Origin of the sequence: Aurantimonas sp. A2-1-M11 (genome assembly GCF_036549475.1) — a bacterium.
GTDB lineage: Bacteria > Pseudomonadota > Alphaproteobacteria > Rhizobiales > Rhizobiaceae > Aurantimonas.
In genome coordinates this window covers 160,560-183,188 of record NZ_JAZHLI010000002.1, presented here as the reverse complement: position 1 = coordinate 183,188, position 22,629 = coordinate 160,560, and the positions used below count along the sequence as shown (strand labels likewise).

Annotated in this window: 22 protein-coding genes and 1 tRNA gene; 4 read left to right on the top strand and 19 right to left on the bottom strand. The window is 67.5% G+C overall.

All coding sequences use genetic code 11. The features are described from left to right. Positions 1-11 precede the first annotated feature (11 nt). Positions 12-2,750, bottom strand: coding sequence for a cation-translocating P-type ATPase (locus VQ042_RS01815; protein WP_331814815.1), 2,739 nt, complete (start codon positions 2,748-2,750; stop codon positions 12-14). 146 nt (positions 2,751-2,896) lie between these two features. After that, a complete protein-coding gene (locus VQ042_RS01810) occupies positions 2,897-3,715 on the bottom strand; it encodes a universal stress protein (protein ID WP_331814813.1) in 819 nt (272 codons plus the stop codon). A 244-nt stretch (positions 3,716-3,959) separates the two neighbouring features. Here VQ042_RS01810 and VQ042_RS01805 point away from each other — a divergent pair, with 244 nt between their 5' ends. Together VQ042_RS01805 and VQ042_RS01800 are read left to right on the top strand one after the other, a co-directional pair. Next, positions 3,960-4,883 carry an acetamidase/formamidase family protein gene (locus VQ042_RS01805; protein ID WP_331814811.1) on the top strand — a complete coding sequence of 308 codons (924 nt, stop codon included), beginning with the start codon at positions 3,960-3,962 and terminating at the stop codon, positions 4,881-4,883. A gap of 120 nt (positions 4,884-5,003) precedes the next feature. Further along, a complete protein-coding gene (locus tag VQ042_RS01800) occupies positions 5,004-6,437 on the top strand; it encodes a phospholipase D-like domain-containing protein (protein ID WP_331814809.1) in 1,434 nt (477 codons plus the stop codon). 43 nt (positions 6,438-6,480) lie between these two features. Here VQ042_RS01800 and VQ042_RS01795 read toward each other — a convergent pair whose 3' ends face one another. From VQ042_RS01795 to VQ042_RS01770, 6 genes are all read right to left on the bottom strand, one after another. Further along, positions 6,481-6,915: a DUF2267 domain-containing protein gene (locus tag VQ042_RS01795; RefSeq protein ID WP_331814807.1), complete on the bottom strand. Its 435-nt coding sequence runs from the start codon at positions 6,913-6,915 to the stop codon at positions 6,481-6,483. A 157-nt stretch (positions 6,916-7,072) separates the two neighbouring features. Further along, positions 7,073-7,420 (bottom strand): MerR family transcriptional regulator, encoded by a 348-nt coding sequence (locus tag VQ042_RS01790; protein WP_331814804.1) that lies wholly within the window; start codon positions 7,418-7,420, stop codon positions 7,073-7,075. Next, complete coding sequence (locus tag VQ042_RS01785; protein ID WP_331814802.1) at positions 7,417-8,334, bottom strand: J domain-containing protein; 918 nt, start codon at positions 8,332-8,334, stop codon at positions 7,417-7,419. Before VQ042_RS01785 ends, VQ042_RS01790 begins: the two co-directional genes overlap by 4 nt. Positions 8,335-8,440: 106 nt before the next feature. Next, positions 8,441-8,887, bottom strand: coding sequence for a thioredoxin TrxC (gene trxC / locus VQ042_RS01780; protein ID WP_331814799.1), 447 nt, complete (start codon positions 8,885-8,887; stop codon positions 8,441-8,443). A gap of 28 nt (positions 8,888-8,915) precedes the next feature. Continuing rightward, the gene (ppsA, locus tag VQ042_RS01775; protein ID WP_331814796.1) at positions 8,916-11,333 is read right to left on the bottom strand and encodes a phosphoenolpyruvate synthase; all 2,418 of its coding nucleotides are present in this window, start codon (positions 11,331-11,333) and stop codon (positions 8,916-8,918) included. 129 nt (positions 11,334-11,462) lie between these two features. Next, positions 11,463-11,834, bottom strand: coding sequence for a hypothetical protein (locus VQ042_RS01770; RefSeq protein ID WP_331814794.1), 372 nt, complete (start codon positions 11,832-11,834; stop codon positions 11,463-11,465). A 260-nt stretch (positions 11,835-12,094) separates the two neighbouring features. Here VQ042_RS01770 and VQ042_RS01765 point away from each other — a divergent pair, with 260 nt between their 5' ends. After that, positions 12,095-12,529, top strand: coding sequence for a potassium channel family protein (locus VQ042_RS01765; protein ID WP_331814793.1), 435 nt, complete (start codon positions 12,095-12,097; stop codon positions 12,527-12,529). A 113-nt stretch (positions 12,530-12,642) separates the two neighbouring features. On the opposite strand, the gene VQ042_RS01760 is transcribed toward VQ042_RS01765, so the two are convergent. The 7 genes from VQ042_RS01760 to VQ042_RS01730 form a co-directional block, all read right to left on the bottom strand. Beyond that, positions 12,643-12,719 (bottom strand) — tRNA-Pro (locus VQ042_RS01760). A gap of 146 nt (positions 12,720-12,865) precedes the next feature. Beyond that, on the bottom strand, positions 12,866-13,465 hold the full coding sequence (locus VQ042_RS01755; RefSeq protein ID WP_331814791.1) for a MerR family transcriptional regulator: 600 nt from the start codon (positions 13,463-13,465) through the stop codon (positions 12,866-12,868). A gap of 25 nt (positions 13,466-13,490) precedes the next feature. After that, complete coding sequence (locus VQ042_RS01750) at positions 13,491-13,874, bottom strand: integration host factor subunit alpha (RefSeq protein WP_331814788.1); 384 nt, start codon at positions 13,872-13,874, stop codon at positions 13,491-13,493. Between the two features lie 105 nt (positions 13,875-13,979). Further along, complete coding sequence (locus tag VQ042_RS01745) at positions 13,980-14,966, bottom strand: beta-ketoacyl-ACP synthase III (protein WP_331814785.1); 987 nt, start codon at positions 14,964-14,966, stop codon at positions 13,980-13,982. After that, positions 14,963-16,036, bottom strand: coding sequence for a phosphate acyltransferase PlsX (gene plsX / locus VQ042_RS01740; RefSeq protein ID WP_331814781.1), 1,074 nt, complete (start codon positions 16,034-16,036; stop codon positions 14,963-14,965). Before plsX ends, VQ042_RS01745 begins: the two co-directional genes overlap by 4 nt. An 88-nt stretch (positions 16,037-16,124) precedes the next feature. Next, the gene (locus tag VQ042_RS01735; RefSeq protein ID WP_331814779.1) at positions 16,125-16,706 is read right to left on the bottom strand and encodes a YceD family protein; all 582 of its coding nucleotides are present in this window, start codon (positions 16,704-16,706) and stop codon (positions 16,125-16,127) included. After that, complete coding sequence (locus VQ042_RS01730) at positions 16,703-17,242, bottom strand: ubiquinol-cytochrome C chaperone family protein (RefSeq protein WP_331814778.1); 540 nt, start codon at positions 17,240-17,242, stop codon at positions 16,703-16,705. Before VQ042_RS01730 ends, VQ042_RS01735 begins: the two co-directional genes overlap by 4 nt. Positions 17,243-17,456: 214 nt before the next feature. Here VQ042_RS01730 and VQ042_RS01725 point away from each other — a divergent pair, with 214 nt between their 5' ends. Next, positions 17,457-17,921, top strand: a complete 465-nt coding sequence (locus tag VQ042_RS01725; protein WP_331814777.1) for an outer membrane protein assembly factor BamE — start codon at positions 17,457-17,459, stop codon at positions 17,919-17,921. Positions 17,922-18,010: 89 nt separating this feature from the next. Here VQ042_RS01725 and VQ042_RS01720 read toward each other — a convergent pair whose 3' ends face one another. The 4 genes from VQ042_RS01720 to VQ042_RS01705 all read right to left on the bottom strand — a co-directional run bounded on the left by VQ042_RS01720 (position 18,011) and on the right by VQ042_RS01705 (position 22,599). Next, positions 18,011-20,161: a sodium-translocating pyrophosphatase gene (locus VQ042_RS01720; RefSeq protein WP_331814776.1), complete on the bottom strand. Its 2,151-nt coding sequence runs from the start codon at positions 20,159-20,161 to the stop codon at positions 18,011-18,013. Positions 20,162-20,374: 213 nt separating this feature from the next. Continuing rightward, a complete protein-coding gene (locus VQ042_RS01715; protein WP_331814775.1) occupies positions 20,375-21,619 on the bottom strand; it encodes an MFS transporter in 1,245 nt (414 codons plus the stop codon). Beyond that, the gene (gene nusB / locus VQ042_RS01710) at positions 21,616-22,146 is read right to left on the bottom strand and encodes a transcription antitermination factor NusB (protein ID WP_331814773.1); all 531 of its coding nucleotides are present in this window, start codon (positions 22,144-22,146) and stop codon (positions 21,616-21,618) included. The genes VQ042_RS01715 and nusB overlap by 4 nt, the downstream gene beginning before the upstream one ends. Before the next feature lie 3 nt (positions 22,147-22,149). Beyond that, positions 22,150-22,599 (bottom strand): 6,7-dimethyl-8-ribityllumazine synthase, encoded by a 450-nt coding sequence (locus VQ042_RS01705; RefSeq protein WP_331814771.1) that lies wholly within the window; start codon positions 22,597-22,599, stop codon positions 22,150-22,152. Positions 22,600-22,629: the final 30 nt, after the last annotated feature.

Sequence of the window (22,629 nt, the reverse complement as noted above, 5' to 3'; positions counted from 1 at the left end):
CACTGCTCGTGTCAGGCCGGTACGGGCCGGTGCGCCCTCTGCCGCCAGGCGCGCAACGCCTTGTCGATCTCCATGACGGCCAGCACGGACAGCGCCAGCGGCACCAGCATCGCCCATTGCTCCCAGGGAATCGGTGCCAGATCCAGCACCGCGCGCAGTCCCGGCGTGAAGGCGGCGCCGATATGGATCGCCTGCGCCGCGACGATGGAAGCAACCAGCGGCCAGTTGTTGGAAAGCGGGATCCGGAAGGCCGAGATCGTCTCCGACCGGCAGTTCATCACGTGGACGTTCTCGAAGGCGACCATCAGGAAGAGAAGGATGTTGCGGGCGTCGAACTCGCTCCAGCCCGCCATGATCGCCCAGGCGAAGACGAGATAGCCGACGATGCCGATCACGGCGCCCGACAACACCGTTTGGCGGATCATCAGACCATCGAAGATCGCCTCGTCCGTCTTGCGCGGCGGACGTGACAGCAACCCCGGCTCGGGCTTCTCCAGCGCCAGGGCGACATGCTGCCCGCCATTGGTGACGAGGTTCAGCCACAGGAGCTGCACCGCCGTCAGCGGCACCGGGAAACCGGTGAACAGCGCCATCAGGAAGAAGACTGCCTCGGCGGCGCCGGTGCTGATGGCCAGATTGATCACCTTGCGGATATTGGCGTAGGCGGCGCGTCCCTCGTGGATGCCTGCGGTGATGGATGCAAAATTGTCGTCGGTCAGGACGAGATCTGCCGCATCGCGCGCCGCATCCGTGCCATCGCGCCCCATGGCGACGCCGAGATCCGCGCCGTGCAGCGCCGGCGCATCGTTGACGCCGTCGCCGGTCATCGCGACGACATGACCCGAGCGCTGCAGCGCCTCGACGATCCGCACCTTGTGAGCCGGCTCGACCCGGGCGAAGACAGAGGTCGCGGCAATCCGCGCGTCGGTCCCCGCCGTCGGGTCCTCCATCTCGCGCCCGGTCATCACGTCCTGCGGCCGGGTCGCGATGTCGAGGTCGCGCGCGATCGACAACGCCGTGGCGGCGTGGTCGCCGGTGATCATCTTCACCGCCACGCCGGCCCGGCGGCAGTCGGCGACAGCCAGCCTGGCTTCCGGCCGCAGCGGATCGATGAAACCGACGAGCCCGAGAAGGGTAAGCCGGTCCAACTCCTTGTCGATGCTCGGCGGGTGATCTGCGGCGTCTGGCGGTTCGACGTCCCGCGTGGCGACCGCCAGGACGCGGTAGCCGTGACTGGCCATGTCCTCGGCCACAGCCAGCACCGCGGCCGCATCGACATTGTGACAAAGCGGCACCAGCACTTCCGCCGCGCCCTTGACGTGCAGCCGGACGGCACTGCCATGCCGGTTGAGGGTCGCGGCATATTTGCGTTCGGCCGAGAACGGGCGCTCGCCGATCCGCCGGGCTTCGTTACGCACCGCCGGGAGATCCAGGCCGGCCTTCATCGCCAGGACCAGGAAGGCGAGATCGACGGTGTCGCCGCTGCGTCCGGCCTCGCCGCCATGAGGATCGAAGGCCGCATCGTTGCCGAGCGTGGCCGAACGCCCGAGGTCCCGGGCCGCATCCTGCGCCGCCGCGCCGAGCGGTTCTCCATCCTGGAGAAGCCGGCCGCCCAGATCGAAGCCGGCACCTTCCATCTCGACGAACCCGTGCTCCGGCAGCCACAGCCGCTTGGCCGTGAGCTGGTTGCGGGTCAGCGTGCCGGTCTTGTCGGTCGCGACCACCGTGCAGGCCCCCAGCCCTTCCACCGCCGGCAGGTTCCGCACGATCACGTTGCGCCGCGCCATCCGGCGGGTAGCCACCGACAGCGCGACCGTGACGGCCACCGGCAGCCCCTCGGGAATGACCGAAACGGCCAGGGCGACCGCCACGAAGAAGGTCTCGTGCAGCGAGGCGCCGACACTGAACTGTTGAATGACCACGACCGCCACGAGGGCGAGCGCAAGGATGCCCAGCATGCGGGTGAAGCGGTCGAGCTTGACGGTCAGCGGCGGCGGCGCCGCTGCCACCTGCAGCGCCCCGGCGATCTGCCCGAGCTCCGTCGCCTGGCCGGTCGCCACGACAACAGCTTCGCAGCGACCCCGCTGCAATGTCGAGCCGGCAAACAGCATGGTCGCCCGCTCGGCAAGCGGCGTGTCCGACGGAAGCGCGCCGCCGGTCATCTTGTCGACCGGCAGCGATTCCCCGGTCAGCGAGGATTCATTGGCCTGGAGTTCGGATGCGGACAGGATGCGCAGGTCGGCCGGGACCCGGTCGCCGCTCTCCAGAATGACGACATCGCCCGGCACCAGCGCCTTGCTGTCGACCCGCCGCACCGCTCCCTGCCGCCATACCCGGCAGACCGTCGTGATGGCGGTCCGCAACGCCGCCGTATTCGATTCCGCCCGCGATTCCTGCGCCGCACCGATGCCGGTGTTGATCGCCAGCACGATGGCGATGAAGACGGCCTGATCAATCTCCGCCAGGATCAGCGACACCGCGGCCGCCACCAGCAACAGATAGATCAGCGGACTTTTCAACTGGGCGAGGATGATCGCCAGAAGGGACCGCGTCGGCGGCTCCGGCAGCGTGTTCGCCCCGAACAGATCCAGCCGCCGCGCCGCCTCGTCGTCGTCCAGCCCCTTGGAAGAGCTCGCGAGGGTCGACAGGACAGCATCGCGGTCCGCTGTATGCCATCCCCCTTCCGGGCGGCTGCCCGGCTGCGGCAACGGGCCGATGGCGGTGGGCGGCGATGGATCGATGGCGGTCATCGCTGGGCTCGGATTCAGGATCGGCGGACGGTCTGCCCGGCAGAAAGGAAGTGGGTTAGCGCAGCGGCGAAGCGTGGCGGTCATGCCGCGTCAGCGAGGACCCGGTTGGCGGATGCGGCGTTGCGCCGCCCGACTGTGCCGCGCCGCTATCGCGACATCACCACCGGAGCGGTCATGTGCTGGAGGATGTGCCGGGTTACGCCGCCAAACAGCATTTCCCGCAGCCGCGAATGACCGTAGCAGCCCATCACCAGCAGATCGTGCCCGTGATCTGCAAGCTGGGAGAGGATCTCGTCGCCAACGGACACCTGGCCGCTGTGCGAGCGCGCAGCTTCCGCCTTGATCCCATGCCGGGCCAGCGCGAGCGCCATGTCGTCTGCGGGTGCCAGACCGGCCTTGGCGCCCGCCTTGTCGGGATCGACGCAAAGGACGCGCACCGTCGACGCTTCTTTCAGAAGCGGTAGCGCATCGAACACCGCCCGAGCGGATTCGCGGGTTCCGTTCCAGGCGATGAGCGGCTGGCGACCCACATGGGCATATTCCCCGGCATAGGGCACGAACAGGACCGGCCGTCCGGTCTCGATCAGCGTATCCGTCAGCGGCACGTCGGCGCCGCTCGCGGACTGCCCGACGACCACGAGATCGGCCACGAGCGCCTGCCGGGTCCAGACATCGTCGGCCGCGCCGACCACGGGCTCTTCCCGCCGCCATTCGGTCGCGATGCTTGCGCCCGCGACGGCCCGCGCGAACTCCGTCGCAATGGCGTCCGCATCCTGACGCGCGGCCTCGCGGGCCTGGTCGATATATTCAAGCGAAACCTCGGTCGGGATGTTCACCACCACGTCCTGGACGACATGCAGCCCGATCAGATGCGCCCCTTGCGCCTCCGCGATCGCCAGGGCCGTCCGCAGGATGGCGCCGGCGCGCTCCCTGCTGTCGAGGCAGACCAGTACCGTCCTGTACATCGAGAGCTCCCCTTGGCTGGGCCGCGATACGGCCGTCACTAACGCAAAGCTAGCCCACCGCCGGGACGACGCCTTGACCTCGCGCAAATCGCGGAACTCCCGAAGAAACAGGTGTGGTCGGGTCGTCGATGGGTGCGAAAGGCGGGGCGTTCGGCAATGGCCACAGTTTTGTCGGCCCTGCCATTGGCCGGCCCCCTTGGCCGCGGCTATACGTCGGGACGACGACGCATGAATGGAGTTCCCCTTGGCCGAACATCGTTTCCAGCCGACGCGCTTTTACAACACGCTGGGCCCGGCGGAGCCGGCGCTGGCCATCGCGCCGGGCGATACGGTCATCACCGACACGCTCGACGCCCGGGGCGTCGATGCCACCGGCGCCGCCCTGGCCACGCGGCCGAACCCGATGACCGGGCCGTTCTTCGTCGAAGGGGCCGAGCCGGGCGATACGCTGCGCGTGACCATCGAACGGATGACGCCTAGTCGCGACCGCGGCTGGACCTTCTCGGTGCTGGCGCCGAACGTCCTGGATCCGGAGCGCGTCGCGCAGATGCCCGAGCGCGAGCGGGTGGAATGGATCATCGACCGCGAGGCCGGCACCGTCCGCCTGGAGAAGCCGTCGGAGCGGCTGCGCGACTGGGTGCTGCCGCTGGCGCCGATGATCGGCTGCTGCGGTGTCGCCCCCGCGCTCGGGCAGGCCATCTCCACCGCCACCAGCGGCCCCCATGGCGGCAACATGGACTACCGCGGCATCCGGGCCGGCACGACCATGTCCTTTCCCGTCTTCCGGCCCGGCGCCCTGTTCTTTCTCGGCGACTGCCATGCCAGCCAGGGCGACGGCGAGATCGTCGGTACCGGCATCGAGACATCCTTCGAGGTCGCGTTCCGCGTCGCCCTGGACAAGGGCCGCACGATCGGCTGGCCGCGCGGAGAAGACGACGAATGCATCTTCACCGTCGGCAATGCCCGCCCCCTCGACCAGGCGCTGCAGCACGCCACCACCGAGATGCTGGACTGGCTCTCTCGCGACTATGGCATGGACGCGGTGGCCGCCAGTCACTTCCTCGGCCAGACGGTCCGTTACGACGTCGCCAATGTCTTCAATCCGGCCTATTCCGTCGCGTGCCGGATCGCCAGGCAGGACCTGGCGCGGGCCGGAGCGAAGGCCTGACATGCGCCTGTTGACAGGAGTGTCGGGGCGTCCGGCGCAAGATCGTCCCACGCTGGCCTTCCCGCGCGCCGCCGCGTTGCTAGCTTCGTTCGCGTCAACAGAACGGCGATGGAAGACTGCATGAACCCGCTTGTGATCGACAGGCAGACCGACGACTGGTTCTGGCGCCGCGAACGCGCCGACAGGATGGCCGTCATCATCGACGCCGCCGACTTCTTCAAGGCGGCGAAGGACGCCATGCTGCAGGCACGGCATTCGATCCTGCTGATCGGCTGGGACTTCGATGCCCGCATCGAACTGGAGCCAAAGGGCAAGACGCTGGCCGGCCCGAATGCGGTGGGCCCATTTCTCACCTGGCTGGGCAAGCGCCGCCCGGCGCTCGATATCCGCATCCTGAAATGGGATGCCGGCGCTGTCTACTCGATCGGGCGCGGCGAGACTCCCCTGACCATGTTGCGCTGGAAGCTCTCGGGCCCGGTGGAAATGCGGCTCGACGGCGTGCATCCGCCCCTGTCGACCCACCACATGAAGCTCCTCGTCATCGACGAGGCAATCGCCTTCTGCGGCGGCATCGACATGACGACCGGTCGCTGGGACACCCGTGAGCACGCCGAGAACGATCCGGCCCGAGTTTCGCCGCGCAAGACCCCGCTCGGACCGTGGCACGACGCGACGACCTGCATGACCGGACCGGCCGCCAAGGCGCTCTCCGATCTCGCCCGCAGCCGCTGGGCCCATGCGACCGGCGAGATGCTCGGCCCGTTCGCCGGCGACTTCGACATCTGGCCCAGCGATGTGACGGCCGATTTCGAGACGATCGACGTTTCGATCTGCCGCACCCTGCCCGAGCATCTCGAACGCCCGCAGGCGAACGAGATCGAACGGGCGACGCTGGCCATGATCGCCAAGGCCCGGCGCCGGCTCTACATCGAGAGCCAGTATTTCGCCTCGCGCCGGATTGCCGACGCGATCGCCGAACGCCTTGCCGAGCCCGACGGGCCGGAGATCGTCGTGATCAACCCGGACACCGCCGACGGCTGGCTGGAAGCCCAGTTCATGGATTCCTCGCGCATCCGCATGATGGGGGTTGCTCGTGAGGCAGACCACAATGACCGGTTCCGCCTCGTGTATCCCGTCAATGAGGCCGGAACGCCGATCTACGTCCACGCCAAAATCATGATCGCCGACGAGCAGCTCCTGAAGATCGGTTCGGCCAATCTCAACAACCGCTCGATGGGCTTCGACAGCGAGTGCGACGTCGTCGTCGACGCCGATGGCGACCCGCAGGCCGAAGCCCGGATCGCCCATATCCGCGACGATCTCCTGGCCGAGCATCTGGGCCTGTCGGAGGACGAAGTTCGCGATGCACTCGCCGACGGCGGCTCGATGATCGCCCTTGTCGACGCCTCCGCGCAGAAGCAGTACGGCCGCCGGCTGTTGCCGCTGCCGATGCGCGAACTGACGCCGGACGAGGAGATGATGGCCGAGTCCGACCTCGCCGACCCGCTTCGCCCGCGCAAGCTGGCCCGGGCGTTCCACAAGCTGTTCGGCTAGCCGAAGCGCGATACGGGCGACGCCGCCGTTCTGCGGCGACCGCTCAGTGCGAGGGCCACAGCCCCTGCAGCGACTTGCGCAGCTGACCGCGCACCTGTCGCGCCTCGCCGGGCGAGATGTGCTTGTCGATCAGCCGGAAGACCGCGGCGACGGCCTTGTCCGGGTCGTCCATCGCCTCGCTGCCAAACTCCTTCTGGACGCGCAGCGTGAAGTCGTCCTTCGACCGATCGGTGACCTGCCAGATGAGGGACGGCTGCCAGTTCTCGAAGAACACGCCGCGGATCATCATCGGCAGCTGGGCGGACAGATCCGCCACTTCTTCGAGGGACAGCCAGTCGCGCAGGGCGTGCAGCACCGCCCGGAGCAGCCGATAGGCATCCTTTTCGCCCGTCCAGCCGAGATCGTCGCGGAGTTCGTTGACCCAGTGCTGCGCCTGCTCGGCGCTCCGGGTGAAGCTGCTGATCGTGGTGTGGCTCATGGCGCAAGACCCGCGTTGGGAGAGGACATGGTGTGATCCTGCGCCGGCCGCCGGCCGGTCTCCTTGAGGCAGATCAACCGCGCCGCGGACAAATGACGATCGCCGCCGCGCCTTCCCAGGGATCGGGCGGCAGCGACCCTGGCCGTCTCGCGGGAGATCAATCCTCGTCCGTTTCCGAAACCCCGCCCGACGACGTCAGCGACGCCATGATGGCGGCCCGGACGGGCTCGTCCTGCGCCGACACGGCGGCGGCCAGCGACAGCAACTGCTGGCGCGTGTCGTAGAGCTGGTCGACCAGCGACAGGACGACCGGCAGGGCCTCTGCCTCCATTTCCAGGTCATAATGGAGCGTGCAGATCAGCCGGACCCGCGCGCATTCCATCTCCGAAAAGTGCGGCCTGCCTTCCTGCGTCCGCGGCGCGACGAGTTCGTCCCGTATCCACGCGTCCAGATCGTGCCGCTGAAGTGTCGTGATCGCAGCGACCAGTGCATCGACATCCATCATGACAGCATCTCCCTGCGCGGATCCTGCGACGTTTTCGGCTGCCACGTCTCCAGGAATGCGGCGAGTTCGGGCTCGTCACCGGTCGGCAGAGCGATATTCAGCGTGACCAGCTGGTGGCCGCGTTGGCCGGTCTTCTGGTCACGGATGCCCTTGTCGCGCAGCCGCAGCGTCGTGCCCGTCGTCGCCCCCTTGGGAATTGTCAGCCTGACGGGGCCGGAGATGGTCGGCACCTCGATCCTGGCACCCAGCACCGCTTCCTTGAGCGTGACGGGCACATGGACGTGAATGTTGCCATCCCTGGCCCGGAAAAAGGGATGCGGGGCCACGTGCAGTTCGACATAGGCATCGCCCGGCGGGCCACCGTCGAAGCCCGGCATGCCCTGCCCCTTCAACCGCAGCATATGCCGATCCTGCGCTCCTTCGGGGATCGTCACGCGCAAGGTCTTGCCCTCCGGCAGCGTGACGGTGCGGGTCGCGCCGTTTGCCGCTTCCAGGAAGGTGACGGGCATGGCGTAGCTGAGGTCCTGGCCTTTCGCCCGGTAGCTGCGCCGCGATCGCCGGCCGGCGCCGCCGAACGCCTGCTGCAGGAAGTCGTCGAGATCCTCCCTGTCGGCAAATCCGTCCTGGGACGCATGCGAGGCATATGACGGCCCGTCGGCGAAGTCGCGATAGAAGCGTTCCTGCGGCCGCTCGGCTCCGGTGGCGTCGATCTCGCCGGCGTCGAACCGGCGGCGCTTCTCCTTGTCCTTGAGGATGTCGTTGGCCGCGGAGATGTCCTGGAATGTCGCCTGCGCCTTGCTGTCGCCGGGATGCAGGTCGGGGTGGTACCGGCGCGCCAGCTTCTTGAACGCGTCCTTGATCTCCTTGCCTGAGGCGGTCCGCGCCACGCCAAGGGTCTCGTACGGATCCTTCATGCGCCTGTCCCCATCCACGCCATGTCTCCTGCAACGCCGTGTTGCGATCATCTCTCCCGCGAGCCGTCACCGCAACGCGCGCGCGGCGCGCGCCATCGCGCAGAGCTCAGGCGCCGATCGTCGACAACTGATCCTTGACCCAGAGGACGATCTGCGTCCGCGTCATCGCGCCGGAGATTCGCGCCACCTCCCGGCTCTTCCAGAACAGGATCATCGTCGGGATGCCGCGGATTGCGAGGCGGGAGGCGACCGCCGGCTCGGCCTCGGAATTCAGCTTGATCAGCCGGACCCGCGGCTCCAGTTCCCCGGCGGCGGCCTCGTAGGCCGGCGCCATGGATAGGCATGGCCCGCACCAAGGCGCCCAGACATCGACGAGAACCGGAATGCTGCTGCGCGCGAGCTGACGATCGAAGAGCGCAGCGCCAATATCCTCGGGATGACCGGCAAACAGCTTCGTTCCGCACTGCCCGCATTTGGCGGCCAGGGCTGGCCGTTCCGGCGCCACGCGGTTGACGCCGCCGCACTTGGCGCAGACGACGAAGGTTTCGGTCATGGCCGAGGCCCGCCAGCTCTCCGCCCGATCATGTCAGTGCGGGTTCTGCAGGATGCGACGCCGTATCCGTCCCGGCCTCGGCGCGCGCGACATGCTGCTTCACGGCAACGAAGCTGTCCGGACTGACAGAGATCGAATCGATGCCGCATTCGACGAGGAAGGCGGCGAAGGCGGGATTGTCGCTGGGCGCCTGGCCGCAAAGCCCGACCTTGGCACCGGCCCGGTGTGCTTCGCTGATCACCCGGCGGATCATCCATTTCACCGCCTCGTTCTCCTCGTCGAAGGATGCTGCCAGGAGGTCCGAATCCCGGTCGATGCCGAGCGTCAGCTGGGTCAGGTCGTTGGAGCCGATCGAAAATCCGTCGAACCGTTTGGCGAACTCGGCCGCCAGGATGACGTTCGCGGGAATTTCGCACATGACGTACACCTGCAGGCCGTTCTCGCCGCGAACGAGTCCGTTCTCGCCCATCACCTCAAGAACGCGATCGGCTTCCTCGAGGGTTCGACAGAACGGGATCATGACGATGACATTGGCGAAGCCCATCTCCTCGCGCAACTTGCGGATCGCCCGGCATTCCAGTGCAAAGCCCTCGCGATACTGGGGCGAGTGGTAGCGCGACGCCCCGCGGAACCCCAGCATCGGGTTCTCTTCCTTGGGCTCGAAGGCTGAGCCGCCGAGAAGATGGGCGTATTCATTGGTCTTGAAGTCGCTCATCCGCACGATGCACGGCTTCGGGTGCACGGTCGCTGCGATGCGGGCCAGACCCTCGGCCAGCCGGTCGACGAAGAAGGCCGGCTTGTCGTCGTAGGCGCGGGTGATCTCGGCGATCTCCTGTTGCGCGGCCGCGTCGTCGACCCGCTCGGGATGCACCAGGGCCATCGGATGGATCTTGATGGCATTGTTGATGACGAACTCCATCCGCGCCAGCCCCACGCCGTCGGCCGGCAGCCGCCACCAGCGCATCGCCGCGGCGGGATTGGCGAGGTTCAGCATGATGTGGGTGCGCGACGGCGGGACGTCGCCGAGATCGAGCGCGTCGACCGTCACCTCGGCCTTGCCCTCGTAGACGAAACCGGTCGCGCCCTCGGCGCAGGAGACCGTCACCTGCTGCTCGTCGTGCAGGATTTCGGTGGCGTTGCCCGTCCCGACAACCGCCGGCAGGCCGAGCTCGCGGCTGACGATGGCCGCATGCGAGGTGCGCCCGCCATGGTCGGTGACGATCGCCGCGGCGCGCTTCATGATCGGCACCCAGTCGGGGTCGGTGATCTCCGTGACCAGCACCGAGCCGTCGACGAAGCCCGCGATCTCGCTGGCATTGCGGATCAGGCAGACCGGGCCGGAAATGGCGGCCTCGCCGATCGACAGGCCCGCGCAGAGTTCGCGGCCGTGGCGGCCGACACGATAGCGCTTCACCGCGCCGGTTTCGCGTCGGGACTGCACTGTCTCGGGCCGGGCCTGGACGATGAACAACGATCCGTCTCGGCCGTCCTTGGCCCACTCCATGTCCATCGGGCAGCCGTAATGGGTCTCGATGATCACCGCCCAGCGGGCCAAGGCCAGGATGTCGGCATCGTCGAGCACGAATTGCCGGCGCTCGGCGAGCGACGTCGGGACATTCTTCACCGGGCGGTCGCCGCCTTCGGCATAGACCATCTTCTTTTCCTTGGCACCCAGCGCCCGGTGGATGATCGGCGTCAACGCCGTGTCGTCGAGGAAGGGCTTGAAGACCTGATACTCGTCCGGATCGACCGCGCCCTGGACGACGTTCTCGCCGAGTCCCCAGGCGGCATTGATCAGGATGACGCTGTCAAAGCCCGTGTCGGTGTCGAGCGAGAACATCACGCCGGACCCGCACAGATCGGACCGCACCATCCGCTGGACGCCGACGGACAGCGCCACCTTGAAATGGTCGAACCCCTTGGCCTCGCGGTAGGAAATCGCCCGGTCGGTGAACAGCGAGGCATAGCAGCGGCGACAGGCGTCCAGCACGGCCGACGGACCGGACACGTTCAGGAAGGTCTCCTGCTGCCCGGCGAAGCTGGCATCCGGCAGGTCTTCCGCCGTTGCGCTCGAGCGCACCGCCACGTCGACGGCGTCGATCGACGAGCGGCGCGACAACTCCCGATAGGCACTGCCGATCGCGGCCGCGGTGTCGGCCGGCCAGTCCCCACGCACGAAGGCAGCGCGGATCGTGCTGCCGGCTTCGGCCAGGGTGATCTTGCCGGCCGCGCGCTCGTCCAGCGTCCGGCGCACCACCGCGTCGAGGCCGTTGGCCGCTACAAAGCGCCAGTAGGCGTCGGCAGTGGTGGCAAATCCCGGTGGGACCGAAACGCCGGCCGGGGCCAGCGTCGCCACCATTTCGCCGAGCGAGGCATTCTTGCCGCCGACCCGCGCCACGTCGCCGCGGCCGATCACTTCGAACCAGAGGATTTCCTTGTCGGCCATGAGCCCGTCTCCTTCAATTCCCGGCAGCGTCGCCGGCCTTGCGCGTTCGTGCCCGACCGGCCGTTCCGCAGTTTGGCCGGAGGATGATCGGGGGGGTCGTGCAGCCTCGCAGTTCGAAGCGGGATCTGTTCAGCGATATCCGGATTCGAAGCCGGAGAGCACCTTCAGCGTCGCCGTCGAGATGGCCATCGCCGGGGTGCTGCCGCGCCCCGCCGCCACGGTCTGGTCGTCGTGGTGGCCTTCGCCTTCGCGCAGCATGCAGTGCCATTGTGCGCCCGGCCCGGTGCCGCCCCGCAGGACGATGTCCCAGTTCGGCAGCGCCTTCGCCGTCATCGCGAGTGCCCCGTCCGCCGAACCCAGCGCCCGGTCCGCATCCGCGGCGTTCTCCACCGCCGGGACGTGCTCCTGCAGGGCCGTGCGGAACTCCGCCTCCAGAGTGGCGTCCGGCCCTGCAGCGGCCTCGCACCGGGCCAGGAACGTCTTCAGATCGGTTGTGGCCATGGGAGCCTCCTTCCTCGCCGGCTCCGAGTTTCACGATGCATCGCCGGTCGCCTCACCATGCGGGACGATCGGCCGGACGGGATTGATCTGGCGCAAGCCCTCTGCGCGATCATTCATGCTTGGGCATGAGGGCGCCTGTCTCCTGGCTGCGGGATGGAGCTTGCAGGTCCCGGCAAGGCCGGGGAATGCTGCTGCTCGAAGGCTCGGTCGGCTCGGACTGGGTCCCGCTCCCGGGCCGAAACGAAGAAATGGAGGCTTTCTTGCTGCTGAACCTCACCATCGGCACCCTCGTCATCGCACTGACCGTGCTGGTCCACACGCTCGGTCTCGTCGCGCTGTCCCGCGCGATGGCCGCGGTGATCCGCGGGCTGAAGCTGGGCCGGCACGCGCTCGCACGGTCCTTCTCGATGCTCGGAACCGTCCTCGGCCTGTTCGCGCTGCACACGATCGAGATCTGGCTGTGGGCCTTCGCCTATCTCCTGCTGGGAGCCCATCAGAGTTTCGAGGAGGCGCTGTATTTCTCGACGTCGACCTTTTCGACCGTCGGCTATGGCGACGTAGTGCTGCAGCAGGAATGGCGGTTGCTGGGCGCGCTGGAGGGGATCGGCGGGTTCATCCTGATCGGATGGTCGACCGCCTATCTCGTCGCGGCCTCCACCCGTCACGGCCCGTTCCGGATTGGCGTACATTTCTGACGCCGGGATTCCCGCAGCCGATTGCAAGCCGATCGAATCCAGGGCGATCGGACAGCGGCAGGCACGGCCCTGGTCGCAGGTCCGTCACCGAAAGGCTGTCATTTTTCAGAAAATGGTCGGAGCGAGAGGATTCGAACCTCCGACCCCTTGGACCCCATCCAAGTGCGCTACCAGGCTGCGCTACGCTCCGACACCGCCACTCCTAGAGGCCGGACGCCTTCGGTGCAACAGAAAATCGGCGGCGGTACGCGATCCATTTGCCGTGGTTCCAGCCACCGAATAAGACGCCGAGCGCCTCCCCGTCGGCGGCGCGCCGGGAGGCCTGCCATCCGGGTGTCAGCGCACCTGATCCAGCAGGCGCTTGCATTCGAGAAGTTCGAGAATCACGTCGTCGAGGGCGGCAATGCTCTCGGCCGGCAGCGCCCCTGCCTCTTGCGCCGGCTCGCGATAGCGCCTCAGGAAGCCGCCGCGTGGTTTGGCCGGCTCGTCGGTCTCGCGCGTTTCCGGCTCGGCGGACGGCACCGGCTCGACCACTGCCGGTTTCGGCTCGGGCAGCGGGTCCGTGGCGATCAGGTCGAGATCGTGCAGTTTTGGCTGGTCTTCAGGCGCAGCGGCCGGCAGATTGGTGCGGCCGGCCTGGATCTGCGCCAGCGCCGCCATGTCGCCCGTGCCGACGGCCACGACGAAGCGCGGCCCGTTCTCCTTCAGGATGCGCTGCACGCCCTTGATCGTGAAGCCCTTCACGTACAACAGGTAGCGGATGCCGCGCAGAAGCTCGACGTCGTCGGGCCGGTAGTACCGACGCCCGCCGCCCCGCTTCAACGGCTTGATCTGCTGGAACCGCGTTTCCCAGAAGCGCAGGACATGCTGCGGCAGGTCGAGGTCTTCGGCAACCTCGCTGATGGTCCGGAAGGCGTCGGCGCTCTTGTCGCTCATGGTGAAAACCGTCCGGCCAGTCGGGCTATTCGGCGGCCGCGCTCAGCATGCCCGCAGGCTCCTTGTCGGCGTCGAGCTCGGTATCGCTCGCGGTGGAACCGGCCTGGCGCCCGACATGCGCCTCGACGATCCGGTCCTTGAGGACGTTGGACGGCTTGAACACGGCGACGCGGCGCGGCAGGATCGGCACTTCCTCGCCGGTCTTGGGATTGCGCCCGATCCGCTCGTTCTTCTCGCGCACGAGGAACGATCCGAAGGACGAGATCTTGACCGATTCCCCGCTGGCGATCGTCGAGCACATCTCGTCGAGAACCATCTCCACCAATTGCGCCGACTCGGTCCGCGATAACCCGATCTTGCGGAAGACGGCTTCCGAAAGATCCGCTCTGGTGAGGGTTCTGTCTCCCATCAATGTCCCCTAACTTTGCCGGAAGACCGCAGGGCGAAACGTGCGGGCAGCGCCTTCTTCGTTGCGAACATTAACGAAATCGGTCTGTGAATCAAGGATCGATGTCTACCAACGGACCAGAACCGCCCCCCAGGTAAACCCGCCGCCCATCGCCTCCAGAAGCACGAGGTCCCCGCGCTTGATCCGGCCGTCGCGCACGGCCGCGTCGAGCGCCAGCGGGATCGACGCGGCAGACGTGTTGCCGTGCCGGTCGACGGTGATCACCACTTTCTCCGGCGCGATGCCGAGCTTGCGCGCCGAGGCGTCGATGATCCGGCGATTGGCCTGATGCGGCACGAACCAGTCGACGTCGTCGGGTCCGATGCCGGCGGCGGCAAAGGAATCCTCGATGACGTCGGTGATCATGCCGACGGCATGCTTGAAGACCTCGCGGCCCTCCATGCGCAGCTTGCCGACCGTGCCGGTCGTCGAGGGCCCGCCGTCCACATAGAGCTTGCTCTGGTGCGAGCCGTCCGAACGCAGCCGGGAGGTGATGATCCCCTGGGCCGAGATCGCATCGTCCGTCTCGCTGGTCACTGCTTCCAGGACCACGGCTCCGGCCCCGTCGCCGAACAGCACGCAGGTGGAGCGGTCGTCCCAGTCGAGGATGCGCGAGAAGGTTTCGGCGCCGATCACCAGCGCCCGTTTGGCAACGCCGCCCTTCAGATAGAGGTCGGCCGTGGTCAGCGCATAGACGAAGCCGCTGCACACCGCATGAATGTCGAAGGCAAAGCCGTGGGTGATGCCGAGCTTGTGCTGCACCTGGACGGCGGAGGCGGGAAAGGTGTTGTTCGGCGTCGCCGTCGCCAGGATGATCACGTCGACATCCGCCGGGGTCAGCCCGGCCGCGTCCAGCGCCTTGCGGGCAGCGCCCTCGGCGAGCGACACCGTGGTCTCGTTCTCGCCCGCAACATGCCGCGCCTCGATGCCGGTGCGCTGGCGGATCCACTCGTCCGACGTCTCGACGATGCCGGCGAAATCCTGATTGCGCATCACCCGCTCCGGCAGGACCGAACCGGTTCCGCGAATCACGGATCGGATGGATGTCGTCATGGGCTGCTGCTCTCGGGAATTGCCGGCACGTCTTCAGACACACGCAGATGGAAGTTTTCGAGATCGGCTTCGATCTTCTCGCGCAGGCCGTGGCGGGCCATCGCATGCGCCAGGTCGATCGCCGCGGCGATGCCCTCGGCGTCGGTCCCGCCATGGCTCTTGATGACGATGCCGTTGAGGCCGAGGAAGACGCCGCCATTGACCTTGCGCGGATCCATCTTGTCGCGCAGACGCTCGAAGGCGCTGCGCGCCAAGACGTAGCCGGCACGGGCCATCCAGGTCCGGCTCATCGCCGCCTTCAGATAGGCCGCGATCTGCCGGGCGGTGCCCTCGGCGGTCTTCAGGGCGATGTTGCCCGTGAAGCCCTCGGTCACCACCACGTCGACGGTGCCTTGGCCCAGATCGTCGCCCTCGACGAAGCCGCGATACTCGATCCCCGGGATCGGCGTTTCCTTGAGCAGGCGGCCCGCCTCGCGGATCTCGTCCTGCCCCTTCACTTCCTCGACGCCGATATTGAGGAGCCCGACCGTCGGCCGCTCCACGCCGAACAGGGCGCGGGCCATGGCGCCGCCCATCATCGAGAAGTCGATGAGCTGCTGGGCGTCGGCGCCGATGGTGGCGCCCACGTCGAGGACGATGCTCTCGCCGCGCAGGGTCGGCCAGATCGCCGCGATCGCCGGGCGCTCGATATTGGCCATGGTGCGCAGGCAGAACTTCGCCATCGCCATCAGCGCGCCGGTGTTGCCGGCCGAGACCGCGACGTCCGCCTCATGCGTCTTCACCGCCTCGATGGCGCGCCACATGGACGATTTGTACCGCCCCTGGCGCAGCGCCTGGGACGGCTTGTCGTCCATGCGGATGGCGATGTCGCAATGATGGAAGGTCGAGGCCGCCTTCAGCTCCGGATACTGATCGAGCACCGGCAGCACGGCGTCGCTCTGCCCGAACAGGACGAACCGTGTGCCGGGATGGCGTTCGAGCGCGATGGCGGCGCCGGGAACGACCACGGAGGGGCCGTGGTCGCCGCCCATGGCGTCGACCGAAATCGTGATACCAGTGTTTGAAATCAATGGTCTCTCGCCTTTGCGCGCGGCATCCTGGCGGCGCGGCGCGAAGATATCGGTTTACGCGTGAACAGCAACCGCCGAATTGAAACTGTCATGTCCCCTCGCCGTCCTTCCTGTTCGCCGGCACCAGATTGGTAAGCACGTCGAAGGCCGACCGCACGCCGGCCTTGGGATCGGGATCGGTGTCGATGGCTTCGAAGCTCGCGCCGGATTCGCGTGGATAGGGGTCGAGCGCCAGCGAGAGCGCTTCCACCAGGAACGGCCCGACATCGATCTGCGGCCCGCGGAAGGTCTCGGGCGGATCCTCGCCCTCGGGGTCGACATGGATCTCGTTCTCGCCGGTCTGGAGCACGGGCGCCAGGCGCGAGCCCTCGGGAACGAAACTGGTCTCGAACGGCTCGTCGATGCTCTGGCGCAGCGGGTCGAGCGTCACCACGCTCTCCTGCACGACGACGGCCCGGAGCCGGCCCTTGACCCTGACGCCCTCGCCGCGCCAGCGCGATGCCGTCAGGTCCGCCCTGAGCTCGCTCACCTCGACGATCTCCAGATGCCGCGCCAGCGCAGCCCGCTCGGCCGCGTTCGCCTCGTAGCGGATCTCGAGGCCGTCGCGCGGCAGCCTCTCGGCGGCGATATGCAGGCGGATGGGGTCCGGTCCGGTCTGGGGATCTTTCATGGCAGGGTCCTCGGCTGAAGCGTGCCGGCCAGGATCGTCTCCGCCGCAATCGCCTCAAATCGCGTGTGTTCGGCCACCATGTAGGACGCAAGGCGCGCCGTTGCATCCTGCGGCGCGTCCGCGGGAACGGCCCGTCCCTTCAATGCGCCCGCCAGCGCCGCCTCGTCGCCGGCGTCGAGCGCCGGATCATAGGCGGCGACGCGCTCGTAGAAGATGCCGGCCAGCTTGCGCATGCGCTTGGGCACCGACGGATCGCCGACCCCCAATTCGCGGATCGAATCCTCCACATCGGTGATGAACCGGTCGACCACCTCCTGCGCCAGCGGCTTCAGCGAGGGCTCGTCGCGGCAGCGGCGCAGGAACAGGAAGACATGGACCGTCAGCGCCTCGAACCGACCCATCACTGTGTCGGGTACGGCGCAGGCCAGATAGAGATCGTCCTGGCGCGAGCGGTTCACCAGCGCAGTATAGAGATCGTCGACGACCTCGCGATTGCGCGCCCGGTGGCGCCGGTTGGCTCTGAAGCGTTGAAACATTGCTGGGCCGATCGATGGCTGCACTGCGAGGGCGGTGCCACACCGCCGGATCGATTGCAACGTTCCCGAAGGTGCTTTACCAAAACCCACCCGCCGCGCTCGCGCGCCAGCCGGAGGTGCCTGCTCTCGCGGGTATCCGGCCGGTCGGCGCCAGGAAAGGCGGCAACGGACCTGCCAGCCGCGTATCGGCGATGGCCTCAAGGAGTAAGCCAGCGTGAAGCCTTCCGTCCGACTCAAGCGCCCTCTCCTCGCCTCGGCCGCCATTCTGGGCGTCCTGGCCCTGTCGAACTGCACGACCAGCGAGGTGCTGACCCAGGGCTATGTGATCGACGAAAAGACCGTCGAGCTGGTCCCAGTCGGCTCGAGCCGCGAACAGGTGCTGCTGGCGCTGGGGTCGCCCTCCACGACCGCGACCTTCGATAGCGAAGTGTTCTACTACATCTCCCAGAAGCGGGTCCGGCCGGTCGCCTTCATGAAGCCGCAGCTCGTCGACCAGAGAGTCCTGGCCGTCTATTTCAACGGCGAAGGCCGGGTCGAGCGCATCGCCAATTACGGCCTGCAGGACGGCCAGCTCTTCGACTTCATCTCCCGCACGACGCCGACGGGCGGCCAGGACCGTACCTTCCTCGGCCAGATCCTGACCGATACCGGCAGCGGCAGCCCCGGCCCGAACCTCTAAGGGCGCCTGCCCGAAGCTCCGGCGATACAAAAAGGCCCCGCGGGTTCTGCAACCCGCGGGGCCTTTCGCATTCAGTCGTCGGCTGGCGATCAGTTGTGCGCCAGCACCGCCAGCAGCAGCAGGGCGACGATGTTGGTGATCTTGATCGCCGGATTGACCGCCGGACCGGCGGTGTCCTTGTAGGGATCGCCCACCGTATCGCCGGTAACCGAAGCCTTGTGCGCGTCCGACCCCTTCACGTGGCGCACGCCGGCACTGTCCACGAAGCCGTCCTCGAAGGACTTCTTCGCATTGTCCCAGGCACCGCCGCCGGACGTCATCGAGATGGCGACGAAGATGCCCGTGACGATGACGCCGAGCAGCATCGCACCGACCGCCGAGAAGGCCTGGCTCTTGTCGGCGATCAGCAGCACGCCGAAATACACCACGATCGGTGCCAGCACCGGCAGCAGCGACGGCACGATCATCTCGCGGATGGCCGCCTTGGTCAGCAGGTCGACGGCACGGGCATAGTCCGGCCGTTCGGTGCCGGCCATGATGCCCGGCTTCTCCCGGAACTGGCGACGCACCTCGTCCACCACCGAGCTCGCCGCCCGGCCGACGGCCGTCATGGCGATGCCGCCGAACAGGAAGGGGATGAGCCCTCCCAGCAGAAGGCCGACCACCACGAAGGGATTGGTCAGCGCGAAGTCCGGTTCGACACCCCGAAAATACTCGAAGCCGTTGCCGGCATTCGCCTGCTCGACGAAATAGGCCAGGTCGTAATTGTAGGCCGCAAACAGCACCAGGGCGCCGAGACCGGCCGAGCCGATCGCATAGCCCTTGGTGACCGCCTTGGTGGTGTTGCCGACGGCGTCGAGAGCGTCGGTGGACCGCCTGACATCCGCCGGCAGGCCGGCCATCTCGGCAATGCCACCGGCATTGTCGGTGACCGGCCCGAAGGCGTCGAGCGCCACGATCATGCCGGCAATGCCCAGCATGGCCGTCACCGCGATGCCGGTGCCGTAGAGGCCGGCAAGCTGGAAGGTCGAGATGATGCCGGCGACGATGACGATCGTCGGCAGCGCCGTCGATTCCAGGGAGATGGCGAGTCCCTGGATGACATTGGTGCCGTGGCCGGAGACCGACGCCTCGCTGATCGAGCGGACCGGCCGGAAGCCGACGCCCGTGTAGTATTCGGTGATCCAGACGATCAGGCCGGTCACCACGAGGCCGATGATGCCGCAGACGAACAGGTTGAGACCGTTGATCACCACGCCGCGGGTCGATTCGCCGATATCGCCGAAACCGATGGTTGCCCAGGTGGCGACGGCGATGCCGACGATCGACAGCAGCGTCGTCGCCCACAGGCCCTTGTAGAGCGCCCCCATGATCGAGCCATTGGTGCCGAGGCGCACGAAGAAGGTACCGACGATCGAGGTCAGGATGCAGGCGCCGCCGATGGCCAGCGGATAGATCATGACGCTTTCGATGATGTCGGTCCCGGCAAAGAAGATCGCGCCGAGCACCATGGTCGCGACGATGGTCACCGCATAGGTCTCGAAGAGATCCGCCGCCATGCCGGCGCAGTCACCGACATTGTCGCCGACATTGTCGGCGATAGTGGCCGGATTGCGCGGGTCGTCCTCGGGAATGCCGGCCTCAACCTTGCCGACGAGATCGCCGCCCACATCGGCACCCTTGGTGAAGATGCCGCCGCCGAGACGGGCGAAGATGGAGATCAGCGAGGCGCCGAAGCCGAGCGACACCAGCGAGTCGATCACCGTGCGGTCGGACACGTCGAGGCCGAGCCAGACGGTCAGGAACAGGAAATACAGGGTAACGCCCAGGAGCGCGAGTCCGGCCACCAGAAGGCCGGTGATCGCGCCGGACTTGAAGGCGATGCCAAGCCCGAGGCTGAGCGAGCGCGAGCAGGCCTGGGCGGTGCGCACATTGGCCCGCACCGAGACATTCATGCCGATGAAGCCCGCCAGGCCGGATAAAACCGCACCGATCACGAAGCCGGCGGCGGCGTAGGCCGACAGCAGGAGACCGGTGATGATCGCCACGACGACGCCGACGATGGCGATCGTCGTGTATTGGCGGGCGAGATAGGCCTGGGCGCCTTCGCGGATTGCCCCGGCGATTTCCTGCATACGGGCGTTGCCCTGGTCGGCCGCCAGGACCGATCGCGTAGCCCAGGCCGCATAGGCAAGAGCCAGCAGCCCGCAAAGGGCCACCACTATGAGTGTTGTCGGCATGCTGTCCCCTCGGATTCGTGCCGGTTTGGTCCGGCAATCTTCGATTATTGCGCCGAAGACGGGGCTCCCCCGCCTTGCCTAGCGGAGCCGAGGTTATATGGAGTCGGCAAGTCGTCAAGCGCCCTGATCGTCAGCCACGCCAGCAAGCAGGCATGGCCGGAATGGCCGGCCCCGCGGGATCACGCGGCGCGCAAGGCACAGAGCGGAAGCGTCTCACTCGGCGGCTGGATCGAGCGGCGCGAATTTCGCCTGGAGGACGAGCACGACGAGGCAGAGGAAGACCACCGGGAAGACGACCATGTTCATCGTCTCCCAGCCGGCGGCGACGAATGTGCGCCCCGACAGGAACGAGGCCAGGGAAACCGACGAGAACAGGATGAAGTCGTGCAGCCCTTGGGTCTTGTTCTTCTCCGACGGTCGGTAGGTCTCGGCGACGATGGCGGTCGAACCGATGAAGCCGAAATTCCAGCCGAGGCCGAGAAGCACCAGCCCGGTCCAGAACTGCCAGACCGCAAGGCCCGACAGGGACACGGCCGCGCTGGCTGCCAGCAGCAGCAGCCCCGTCGCGACGATGCGCTCCTTGCCAAAGCGCTGGATCAGCCGGCCCGTGAAGAAGCTCGGGCCGAACATGGCCAGAACATGCCACTGGATGCCCAGCGTGCTGATGTCCTTGGACAGGCCGCAGCCGACCATCGCCAGCGGCGCTCCGGTCATCACGAAGCTCATCATGGCATAACTGCCGACGCCGCAGAACAGCCCGGCCAGGAACCGGGGCTGCAGCGCCACCTGCGCAAGCGGCCGCGCCGGCAGCAGATCGGCCGGATGGCCCTCCTCCGGACTGTCGGGGATGCGCAGGAAGGTCAGGACCGCGGCACCGGCGAGACCCAGAAAGACGAGGCCGATGAAGGCGCCGGCAAATTCGACCGGCAGGAACAGATCGGCCGAATAACGCACCGTCTGCGGGCCGATCACCGCGGCGAAGATGCCACCGGCAAGGACGATCGAGATGGCCCGCGACTGGTAGGACCGACGCGCGCCATCGGTGGCGGCGAAGCGATATTGCTGGACGAACGAGCCGCCAACCCCCACCAGCATCAGCGCCAGGGCGAACAGCCAGAAGCTTTCCTGGAACAACGCCATCGCGGCGACAAGCCCGCCGGTCGAGGTGACGAGGGCGCCGGAAATGAAGCCATATCGCCGGCCGACCGCACGCATCAGCGCCGCTGCCGGCAGCGCGCCGATCGCCACGCCGAGATTGTAGCCGGTCACCGGCAGCGTCGCGAGCGACTTGTCGGCCAGCAGCAGCCACGAACCGGCAAGCCCGCCGATGGAGATGGCGACGGGGCCGGCGGCGCCGCACAGCGCCTGTGCGGCGCCCAGGATGATGGCGTTGCGCCGGACGGTCTTCTCGCCGAGCACGGCGCCCGCCGCCGGGGACCTATCGGCCGCGGCGCTCACGCCGAAGGTTCACCGCCGGCTTCGCCGCGGCGGGGGCCGACGTCCCCGCCCTTTTCCCCGCGCACGCTGCGCGCCACGCGGTCGAGCACGGCATTGACCAGCCCCGGCTCGTCACCCGTGTAGAAGGCCTTGGCGACATCGATATATTCCGAGACGATCACCGCGACCGGCACATCCTTGCGGTGCGACAACTCGTAGGTGCCTGCCCGCAGGATCGCCCGCAGCGTCGTGTCGATACGCGACAGCGGCCAGTCGGTGGGTAGCGCGGCGTGGATCTTCGGGTCGATCTCCGTCTGGCTGCGCACGACGCCGGAAACCACGTCGCGGAACCACGCGGCATCGGCATCGCGATAGGTCTCGCCGTCGATCTCGCCGCCCAGCCGGAAATTCTCGTACTCGGCGACGGTCTCCATCAGGGCCGTGCCGCCGACCTCCATCTGGTAGAGCGCCTGCACCGCGGCGAGCCGCGCGGCACCGCGCTTGTTGGCCTGCTTGACGGGACGGCCCTGCGGTTCGGACTTCGCCATGGATCAGGCTCCCATCCGCTCGCGCAGGGCGATCATCGCCAGCGCCGTGCGCGCGGCCGCGCCGCCCTTGTCCTTGCGCTTGGGGTCGGCCCGTTCCAGCGCCTGTGCCTCGTTCTCGACGGTCAGGATACCGTTGCCCAGCGCGATCGACTCCTGGACCGACAGATCGGTCAGTGCGCGCGCCGATTCATTCGACACCAGCTCGAAATGATAGGTCTCGCCGCGAATCACGCAGCCCAGCGCGACAAAGCCGTCATAGTCGGTGCCGGCCTCATCCGCGGCACCGAGCGCGAAGCCGATCGCGGCCGGCACTTCGAGTGCGCCGGGAACGGTGACCACGTCGAAATCGGCGCCGGCTTGCGTCAATGCCGCCTTCGCGCCCTCCAGCAGAAGGTCTGCGATGGGGTCATAGAAGCGGGCCTCGACGACGAGGAGATTCAGCCTGGCAGCCATTGCGGTATCCTTCGGAGAAGCGATGGCGTG

Coding starts and splice junctions, on each gene's coding strand:
- VQ042_RS01705 (WP_331814771.1), bottom strand. CDS start 22,599: ATGGCTGCCAGGCTGAATCTCCTCGTCGTCGAGGCCCGCTTCTATGAC.
- trxC (WP_331814799.1), bottom strand. CDS start 8,887: ATGACCGAAACCTTCGTCGTCTGCGCCAAGTGCGGCGGCGTCAACCGC.
- VQ042_RS01735 (WP_331814779.1), bottom strand. CDS start 16,706: ATGAAAGATCCCCAGACCGGACCGGACCCCATCCGCCTGCATATCGCC.
- VQ042_RS01720 (WP_331814776.1), bottom strand. CDS start 20,161: ATGCCGACAACACTCATAGTGGTGGCCCTTTGCGGGCTGCTGGCTCTT.
- VQ042_RS01730 (WP_331814778.1), bottom strand. CDS start 17,242: ATGTTTCAACGCTTCAGAGCCAACCGGCGCCACCGGGCGCGCAATCGC.
- VQ042_RS01795 (WP_331814807.1), bottom strand. CDS start 6,915: ATGAGCCACACCACGATCAGCAGCTTCACCCGGAGCGCCGAGCAGGCG.
- ppsA (WP_331814796.1), bottom strand. CDS start 11,333: ATGGCCGACAAGGAAATCCTCTGGTTCGAAGTGATCGGCCGCGGCGAC.
- VQ042_RS01785 (WP_331814802.1), bottom strand. CDS start 8,334: ATGAAGGATCCGTACGAGACCCTTGGCGTGGCGCGGACCGCCTCAGGC.
- VQ042_RS01750 (WP_331814788.1), bottom strand. CDS start 13,874: ATGGGAGACAGAACCCTCACCAGAGCGGATCTTTCGGAAGCCGTCTTC.
- VQ042_RS01800 (WP_331814809.1), top strand. CDS start 5,004: ATGAACCCGCTTGTGATCGACAGGCAGACCGACGACTGGTTCTGGCGC.
- VQ042_RS01745 (WP_331814785.1), bottom strand. CDS start 14,966: ATGACGACATCCATCCGATCCGTGATTCGCGGAACCGGTTCGGTCCTG.
- VQ042_RS01815 (WP_331814815.1), bottom strand. CDS start 2,750: ATGACCGCCATCGATCCATCGCCGCCCACCGCCATCGGCCCGTTGCCG.
- nusB (WP_331814773.1), bottom strand. CDS start 22,146: ATGGCGAAGTCCGAACCGCAGGGCCGTCCCGTCAAGCAGGCCAACAAG.
- VQ042_RS01770 (WP_331814794.1), bottom strand. CDS start 11,834: ATGGCCACAACCGATCTGAAGACGTTCCTGGCCCGGTGCGAGGCCGCT.
- VQ042_RS01810 (WP_331814813.1), bottom strand. CDS start 3,715: ATGTACAGGACGGTACTGGTCTGCCTCGACAGCAGGGAGCGCGCCGGC.
- VQ042_RS01790 (WP_331814804.1), bottom strand. CDS start 7,420: ATGATGGATGTCGATGCACTGGTCGCTGCGATCACGACACTTCAGCGG.
- VQ042_RS01755 (WP_331814791.1), bottom strand. CDS start 13,465: ATGAGCGACAAGAGCGCCGACGCCTTCCGGACCATCAGCGAGGTTGCC.